At 58.5% G+C, this 8,206-nt stretch carries 7 protein-coding genes; 5 read left to right on the top strand and 2 right to left on the bottom strand.

Annotated features, from left to right (window positions below; translation table 11 throughout):
• Positions 1–147 precede the first annotated feature (147 nt).
• The gene (locus ACW9JC_RS26655) at positions 148–1,011 is read right to left on the bottom strand and encodes a DNA-3-methyladenine glycosylase family protein (RefSeq protein ID WP_457458731.1); all 864 of its coding nucleotides are present in this window, start codon (positions 1,009–1,011) and stop codon (positions 148–150) included.
• Entirely contained in the window at positions 1,008–2,435 is a 1,428-nt protein-coding gene (gene arcD, locus ACW9JC_RS26650; RefSeq protein ID WP_338582607.1) for an arginine-ornithine antiporter, read from the bottom strand. Before arcD (ACW9JC_RS26650) ends, ACW9JC_RS26655 begins: the two co-directional genes overlap by 4 nt.
• Before the next feature lie 426 nt (positions 2,436–2,861).
• On the opposite strand from arcD (ACW9JC_RS26650), the gene arcD (ACW9JC_RS26645) reads away from it, so the two are divergent.
• The 5 genes from arcD (ACW9JC_RS26645) (at position 2,862) to ACW9JC_RS26625 (ending at position 8,119) form a co-directional block, all read left to right on the top strand.
• Positions 2,862–4,289, top strand: coding sequence for an arginine-ornithine antiporter (gene arcD / locus ACW9JC_RS26645; RefSeq protein WP_448109111.1), 1,428 nt, complete (start codon positions 2,862–2,864; stop codon positions 4,287–4,289).
• 33 nt (positions 4,290–4,322) lie between these two features.
• The gene (arcA, locus tag ACW9JC_RS26640) at positions 4,323–5,579 is read left to right on the top strand and encodes an arginine deiminase (protein ID WP_338582609.1); all 1,257 of its coding nucleotides are present in this window, start codon (positions 4,323–4,325) and stop codon (positions 5,577–5,579) included.
• A 69-nt stretch (positions 5,580–5,648) separates the two neighbouring features.
• Positions 5,649–6,659 (top strand): ornithine carbamoyltransferase, encoded by a 1,011-nt coding sequence (locus ACW9JC_RS26635; RefSeq protein ID WP_448109113.1) that lies wholly within the window; start codon positions 5,649–5,651, stop codon positions 6,657–6,659.
• Positions 6,660–6,814: 155 nt separating this feature from the next.
• Positions 6,815–7,744 carry a carbamate kinase gene (arcC, locus tag ACW9JC_RS26630; protein WP_457458728.1) on the top strand — a complete coding sequence of 310 codons (930 nt, stop codon included), beginning with the start codon at positions 6,815–6,817 and terminating at the stop codon, positions 7,742–7,744.
• Between the two features lie 12 nt (positions 7,745–7,756).
• Complete coding sequence (locus ACW9JC_RS26625; protein ID WP_457458726.1) at positions 7,757–8,119, top strand: DUF5064 family protein; 363 nt, start codon at positions 7,757–7,759, stop codon at positions 8,117–8,119.
• The last annotated feature ends 87 nt before the right edge of the window (positions 8,120–8,206 follow it).

The following is an 8,206-nucleotide window of genomic DNA, read 5'->3' as shown; positions in this document are numbered from 1 at the left end:
TGTGAAAGCTTAGAGAGCGATCACAGGGTGTGAGGGGGTAGCCATTTCATTAGGGGACCGAGTCCTTCCGGACGCCCTCGATCAAATGTGGGAGCGGGCTTGCTCGCGAAGGCCCCATTACAGACAGCACAGGAACTGGATCAGGCCTCAATCCACCCGACTCAAAGAAGTCCAAAGCAACTGCGCCGCATACCCACGATGCGGCCGCCACGCTTCAGCCCGCGCCAGCAACTGCTTCGCCGTCACCGGCCCAGCTTCCAGCGCCGCCAGCGCGTTGATCAACCCCACATCCCCGTTCGGAAACCCATCCATATCCCGCAGTTGCCGCAGGGCAATGTACTGCGCCGTCCAGTCGCCAATCCCGTGCAACGCGAGCAATCGCGCCACGCCGCCCTCACGCCCGGGCTCAAACAACAACGGATCATCCAGTAGCGCTTGAGCCACGCCAGACAGGGTTCGACCACGGCTTTTCGGCATCCCCAGCGTGGCCAGATCCGCCACCGCCAAAAACGCGGCCTCAGGGAATACATGGGTCAAACCATCCCGTGGCGAAGCCAAAGGAGCGCCATATTGCGCCAACAGTTTGCCCGCCAGTCTGATCGCCGCACCGACGGTAATCTGCTGCCCCAACACCGCACGAATCGCCAACTCCAGACCGTCCCATGTCCCCGGCACGCGCAGCCCCGGACGCTCTTCGATCAAGCGAGCAAGCAATGGATCAACCGCCAGATGACGATGAATCGTGGCCAGTTCGGCATCCAGATCAAACATCCGCCGTACCCGTGCGATGATCTCGGGCACGGCCGTCGGATCAGGAAAATCGAGTGTCAATTCCAGTGAGTCCGCTGTCGCAGGCTGGATCGACAGGGTGCCGTGAGCGCCGTTCAGGCCAATGCTGCGCGAGTAAACGCCGTCAGCCACGGTTTCCAGTCCCACAATCGCCCGTGCCGACAAAAAACCCAGCATCGCCGGCCAGTCATAGGGCGGTTCGAAACCCAGCAATAACCTCATAGCCTGAGCAACCCGCTGTACAGCCCGTAAGCCGCCAACCCGGCACCACTGAGGACGCAGGTAAAGATGCCCTTTTCGATGGCGGTGAAGACAGGTTTGCCCTGTTCATGCCGGGCCTTGGCGAACAGGATCACGCCCGGCGCATAGAGCAGCGCCGAAAGCAGCAGATACTTCAAGCCGCCGGCGTACAACAACCACACCGCATAACTCAGGGCGACGCCACCGATCAGCAGATCCTTGGTCCGTTCTGCGGACGCGTGTTCATAGGTTTCACCGCGCCCACTCAACAACACCGCATAAGCCGCCGACCACAGATACGGCACGAGGATCATCGACGACGCGAGGTAAATCAGGCTGGTATAGGTGCTGGCGGCGAACAGGATGATCAGCAGGAAAAGCTGAATCATCACGTTGGTCATCCACAACGCGTTGATCGGCACATGGTTGGCATTCTCCTTGGTCAGGAACGCCGGCATGGTTTTGTCCTTGGCCGTGGCAAAGAGGATTTCGGCACACAGCAACGCCCACGAGAGCAAGGCGCCCAACAGTGAAATCGCCAGGCCGACACTGATCAGCAGCGCGCCCCACGGACCGACGATATGCTCCAGCACCGACGCCAGCGACGGGTTCTGCAAAGTGGCCAGTTCCGGTTGGCTCATGATCCCCAGCGACAGCACGTTGACCAGCACCAGCAGCGCCAGCACCCCGAGAAAACCGATGACCGTGGCCCGGCCGACGTCCGAACGTTTCTCCGCCCGCGCCGAATAGACACTGGCGCCCTCGATGCCGATGAACACGAACACCGTGACCAGCATCATGTTGCGCACCTGGTCCATCACGCTGCCGAAACTCGGGTTGCTGCGCCCCCAGATGTCACGGGTAAACACGTCGGCCTGGAACGCCACCGCAGCGATCACGATGAACATGATCAGCGGTACCACCTTGGCCACGGTGGTCAGCAGATTGATGAACGCCGCCTCCTTGATCCCGCGCATCACCACGAAATGCACCGTCCACAGCAGCACCGACGCGCAGGCGATGGCGATCGGTGTATTGCCCTCGCCAAACACCGGAAAGAAAAAGCCAAGGGTGCTGAACAGCAGCACGAAGTAGCCGACGTTGCCCAACCAGGCGCTGATCCAGTAACCCCACGCCGAGGAAAACCCCATGTAATCGCCGAAACCGGCCTTGGCGTAGGCGTACACCCCCGAGTCGAGTTCCGGTTTGCGATTGGCCAGGGTCTGGAACACGAAAGCCAGGGTCAGCATCCCCACGGCCGTGATCGCCCAGCCGATCAAAATCGCACCGGCATCGGCCTTGGCCGCCATGTTCTGCGGCAAGGAAAAGATCCCGCCGCCAATCATCGAACCCACGACCAGGGCGATCAGCGCGCTCAGGCGAAGCTTGTGCGGGGCTTGCGACATTGTTGCGCCTCCAATGGCTTGGCAAACACCGATTGTTATTACCGATTAACTAAATGGCTAAAGCGTAATTACGTTTATTAGATAACGCCAATTTATGTCTTTTTATTAACGCTCGATAATTTCCGCCCTCCATATACTCAATAGCTTTATAGATGAAGATTCATACAACAATTGCTTACTGAAAATTCACCCTGAAAATTTGCGTCTCAAAGAAAACGAACTAGCGTCATAAGTCCAAGCAATACGATGTGTTCCAAGATCAAAACAGAAAGCCTCTAGGACGGGCCTTTCAGGAAGTCGACTGGTGCCTGCAAACAGCCCGGAAACCGTTTTTTTGAATGTGTGCATGCACTGATCCAAGTCAGCTGATTGAGTTGTAAACAGAACTACGCTGTGAACCCTCTTCACCTGCAATGGAGTCATGCAATGTCTGAAGCTCCCGGAAAACTTCGACTGGGTGCGCTGGTTGCCCTGGTTGTCGGTTCAATGATCGGTGGAGGGATTTTTTCTTTGCCGCAGAACATGGCCGCCAGTGCTGACGTCGGCGCCATTCTGATTGGCTGGGCCATCACCGCCGTCGGTATGCTCACCCTCGCTTTTGTCTTCCAGACCCTCGCCAACCGCAAGCCCGACCTGGATGGTGGTGTCTACGCCTACGCCAAGGCCGGTTTCGGCGATTACATGGGTTTTTCTTCGGCCTGGGGTTACTGGATCAGCGCGTGGCTGGGCAACGTCGGCTATTTCGTGCTGCTGTTCAGCACCCTGGGTTACTTCTTCCCGATTTTCGGTGAAGGCAACACGGTGGCGGCGGTGATTGGTGCATCGGTGCTGCTTTGGGCCGTTCACCTGCTGGTGCTGCGCGGCATCAAGGAAGCCGCGTTCATCAACCTGGTGACCACCGTGGCGAAGATTGTGCCGCTGGTGCTGTTCATCTTGATTGCCGTGTTCGCCTTCAAACTGGACATCTTCACCGCCGACATCTGGGGCCTGAAAAACCCGGACCTGGGCAGCGTGATGAACCAGGTGCGCAACATGATGCTGGTCACCGTGTGGGTGTTCATCGGCATCGAAGGCGCGAGCATTTTCTCGGCCCGTGCGGAAAAACGCAGTGATGTGGGTAAAGCCACGGTGATCGGCTTTGTCACCGTGCTGCTCATTCTGGTGCTGGTGAACGTACTGTCGCTGGGCATCCTGACCCAACCGGAACTGGCCAAGCTGCAAAACCCGTCGATGGCCGCCGTGCTGGAGCATGTGGTGGGTCAGTGGGGGGCGGTGCTGATCAGTGTCGGCCTGGTCATCTCACTGCTCGGCGCGCTGTTGTCGTGGGTGTTGCTGTGCGCGGAGATCATGTTCGCCGCCGCCAAGGACCACACCATGCCGGCCTTCCTGCGCAAGGAAAACGCCAATCAGGTGCCGGTCAATGCGCTCTGGCTGACCAACGCGATGGTGCAGATTTTCCTGGTCATCACGCTGTTTTCGGCCAGCACCTATCTGTCGCTGATCTACCTCGCCACCTCGATGATCCTGGTGCCATACCTGTGGTCGGCGGCCTACGCCTTTCTGCTGGCAGTGCGCGGCGAAAGCTACGAAGGCGCGCCGGGCGAGCGGCAGAAGGATCTGATCATCGGCGCCATCGCCCTGATCTACGCGATCTGGCTGCTGTATGCCGGCGGTACCAAGTATCTGCTGCTCTCGGCCCTGCTCTATGCCCCCGGCGCCATCTTGTTCGCCAAGGCCAAGATGGAAATCAATAAACCGGTCTTCACCAACGTCGAGAAGCTGATTTTCGCTGCGGTGGTCGTGGGCGCGCTGGTGGCGGCCTACGGTCTCTATGACGGCTTCCTGACCCTGTAATTCGATTGTTGTGTCATCTGGAGGATCACTGAAATGACCACGGAAAAAGTTAAGTACGGCGTCCACTCCGAAGCCGGCAAACTGCGCAAAGTCATGGTTTGCTCCCCCGGCCTGGCCCATCAGAGGCTGACCCCGAACAACTGCGACGAATTGCTTTTCGACGATGTGCTGTGGGTGGCCCAGGCCAAGCGCGACCATTTCGACTTCGTCACCAAAATGCGTGAGCGCAACGTCGATGTGCTGGAAATGCACAACCTGCTGACCGACATCGTCGCCATCCCCGAAGCGCTCGACTGGATTCTGGAGCGCAAAATCACTGCTGACTCAGTCGGCCTCGGTCTGATCAACGAAACAAGTTCGTGGTTGCGCAGCCTGGAACCACGGCATATCGCCGAGTACCTGATCGGCGGCGTTTCCGGCGACGATTTACCGAGCAGTTTCGGTGGCAAGTCAATCGAGATGTTCCGCGACTTTCTCGGCAAAACCAGCTTCATCCTGCCGCCGCTGCCCAACACTCAATTCACCCGCGACACCACCTGCTGGATCTACGGTGGCGTAACGCTCAACCCGATGTACTGGCCGGCACGCCGTCAGGAAACCTTGCTCGCCACCGCCATTTACAAATTCCACCCCGAGTTCACCAACGCTGATTTCCAGATCTGGTACGGCGACCCGGACAAGGACCACGGCAACTCCACCCTTGAGGGCGGTGACGTGATGCCGATCGGCAACGGCGTGGTGTTGATCGGCATGGGCGAGCGCTCGTCGCGCCAGGCCATCGGCCAACTGGCGGTCAATCTGTTCAAGAACAAGGCCGTGGAAAAAGTCATCGTTGCCGGCCTGCCGAAATCCCGCGCGGCGATGCACCTGGACACCGTGTTCAGCTTCTGCGACCGCGACGTGGTGACGATCTTCCCGGAAGTGGTGAACCAGATCGTCGCCTTCACCCTGCGCCCCGACGAAAGCAAACCGGGCGGCATCGACATCCGCCGCGAGGAAACCAACTTCCTCGACACCGTGGCCCAGGCCCTCAACCTCAAGGCCCTGCGCGTCGTCGAAACCGGCGGCAACAGCTTCGCCGCCGAGCGCGAGCAATGGGACGACGGCAATAACGTGGTCGCCGTGGAACCGGGGGTGGTCATCGGCTACGACCGCAATACCTACACCAACACTTTGCTGCGCAAGGCCGGGGTGGAAGTCATCACCATCAGCGCCGGCGAACTCGGACGCGGGCGCGGCGGCGGCCACTGCATGACCTGCCCGATCATCCGCGATCCGATCGACTACTAACCTATTAGCCTCGGCCCGCACTTACCGAGTGCGGGCCGAGGGGATAACCGACACCTTAGGAGATCCAAAATGGCGTTCAATATCCATAACCGCAATCTGCTGAGCCTGGAACACCACACCCCTCGCGAATTGCGCTATTTGCTCGACCTGTCGCGCGACCTCAAGCGCGCCAAATACACCGGCACCGAACAGCAACACCTCAAAGGCAACAACATCGCGCTGATCTTCGAAAAGACCTCGACCCGCACTCGCTGTGCGTTCGAAGTCGCGGCCTATGACCAGGGTGCCAACGTCACCTACATCGACCCGAACTCCTCGCAGATCGGCCACAAGGAAAGCATGAAGGACACCGCTCGCGTATTGGGGCGCATGTACGACGCGATTGAATATCGGGGCTTCAAACAGGAAATCGTCGAAGAGTTGGCCAAGTTTGCCGGCGTGCCGGTGTTCAACGGTTTGACCGATGAATATCACCCGACGCAAATGATCGCCGACGTGCTGACCATGCGTGAACACGCCGACAAACCGATCCACGAAATCAGCTACGCCTACCTCGGTGATGCCCGTAACAATATGGGCAATTCGCTGTTGTTGATCGGCGCCAAGCTCGGCATGGACGTGCGCATCTGCGCGCCAAAAGCGCTGTGGCCGGCGGACGATCTGGTAGCTCGCTGCAAAAAATATGGTGAAGAAAGCGGTGCCCGGATCACCCTCACCGACGACCCGAAAGCCGCCGTCAAAGGCGTGGACTTTATCCACACCGACGTTTGGGTTTCGATGGGCGAACCGGTGGAAGCCTGGGCCGAGCGCATCCAGCAACTGCTGCCGTATCAGGTCAACGCCGAACTGATGAAAGCCACCGGCAACCCGCGCACCAAGTTCATGCACTGCCTGCCGGCCTTCCACAACAGCGACACCAAGGTCGGCAAGCAGATTGCCGAGCAGTACCCGCACCTGAAGAACGGCATCGAAGTAACCGATGACGTCTTCGAGTCGCCGGCCTGCATCGCCTTCGAGCAAGCGGAAAACCGCATGCATACGATCAAGGCGATTCTGGTGTCGACATTGGCTGATCTCTAACGATTCACCACTAACCTGTAGGAGCTGCCGAAGGCTGCGATCTTTTGATCTTTGAAGATCAATAGCAAGATCAATAGCAAGATCAATAGCAAGATCAATAGCAAGATCAAAAGATCGCAGCCTTCGGCAGCTCCTACTCAAAAAGGACTTGCACCATGCGTATCGTCGTAGCTCTGGGCGGTAACGCCCTGCTTCGCCGGGGTGAACCGATGACCGCTGACAACCAGCGCGCCAACATCCGGATCGCCACCGAACAGATCGCCAAGATCCATCCCGGCAACCAACTGGTCATCGCCCACGGCAATGGCCCGCAAGTCGGTCTGCTGTCGCTGCAAGCGGCGGCGTACACCTCGGTTTCGCCTTATCCGCTGGACGTGCTCGGCGCCGAAACCGAAGGCATGATCGGCTACATCATCGAACAGGAACTCGGCAATCTGCTGGACTTCGAAGTGCCCTTCGCAACCTTGCTGACCCAAGTCGAAGTCGATGCCAATGACCCGGCGTTCCAGAACCCCACCAAACCCATCGGCCCGGTGTACACCAAGGCCGAGGCGGAAAAACTCGCCGCTGAAAAAGGCTGGGCCATCGCCCCGGACGGCGACAAATACCGCCGCGTGGTCGCCAGCCCCAAACCGAAACGCATCTTTGAAATCCGCCCGATCAAGTGGCTGCTGGAAAAAAACAGCATCGTCATCTGCGCGGGCGGGGGCGGCATTCCGACCATGTACACCGCCCCCGGCAAACTGGAAGGTGTCGAGGCGGTCATCGACAAGGATCTGTGTTCGGCGCTGCTGGCCGAACAACTTGAAGCCGATCTGCTGGTGATCGCCACCGACGTCAGCGCCGCGTTCATCGATTTTGGCAAACCCACCCAGAAATCCATCGCCCAGGCTCACCCGGACGAAATGGAAAAACTCGGCTTCGCCGCCGGCTCCATGGGACCGAAGGTACAGGCAGCCTGCGAGTTTGCGCGCCATACTGGAAAAGTCGCGGTCATCGGCTCGCTCGCGGACATCGAGGCGATCGTCCAGGGCAAGGCTGGCACCCGCATCAGCACAGCGACTCCGGGCATTACTTACTCGTAAGGAGAGACGTCTATGGCACAGTTTGAGCCAGGTCACTTGCACATCGAACGTCATGCGCTGACCCCGGATGATGTCAGCTACAACCTGCACCTCGACTATGAAGTCAGCAAGGATGACAAAGGTGAAAAAGGCATCCAGTTCACCCTGCATGGCAGCATTCAGGGCAAGGAAATGTCCGAGCCCTTCTTCCTGCTCAAGGAGGAAGCCTACAACTTCGCCAGCAACGTGACGAAAATCGCCGAGAAGTACGGGATTCCGAAGACACACAGCCAGATCGGCTCGGTACACAAGCATTACGACTTGATGTTTGAAGACATCCGGGAGCAGTTGAATATGAAATCAGGCGACCCGGTAAACCCTGAACACTTCGAGTGATCTGTACACATATTCTGTGATCAGCCACAAATCCCTAATGAAATGGCTACCCCCTCACACCCTGTGATCGCTCTCTAAGCTTTCACA

The sequence above is a fragment of the Pseudomonas sp. SDO5591_S426 genome (assembly GCF_054070755.1).
The sequence above is the reverse complement of the archived record's forward strand: the minus strand, read 5'-3'. Positions and strand labels throughout refer to the sequence as shown.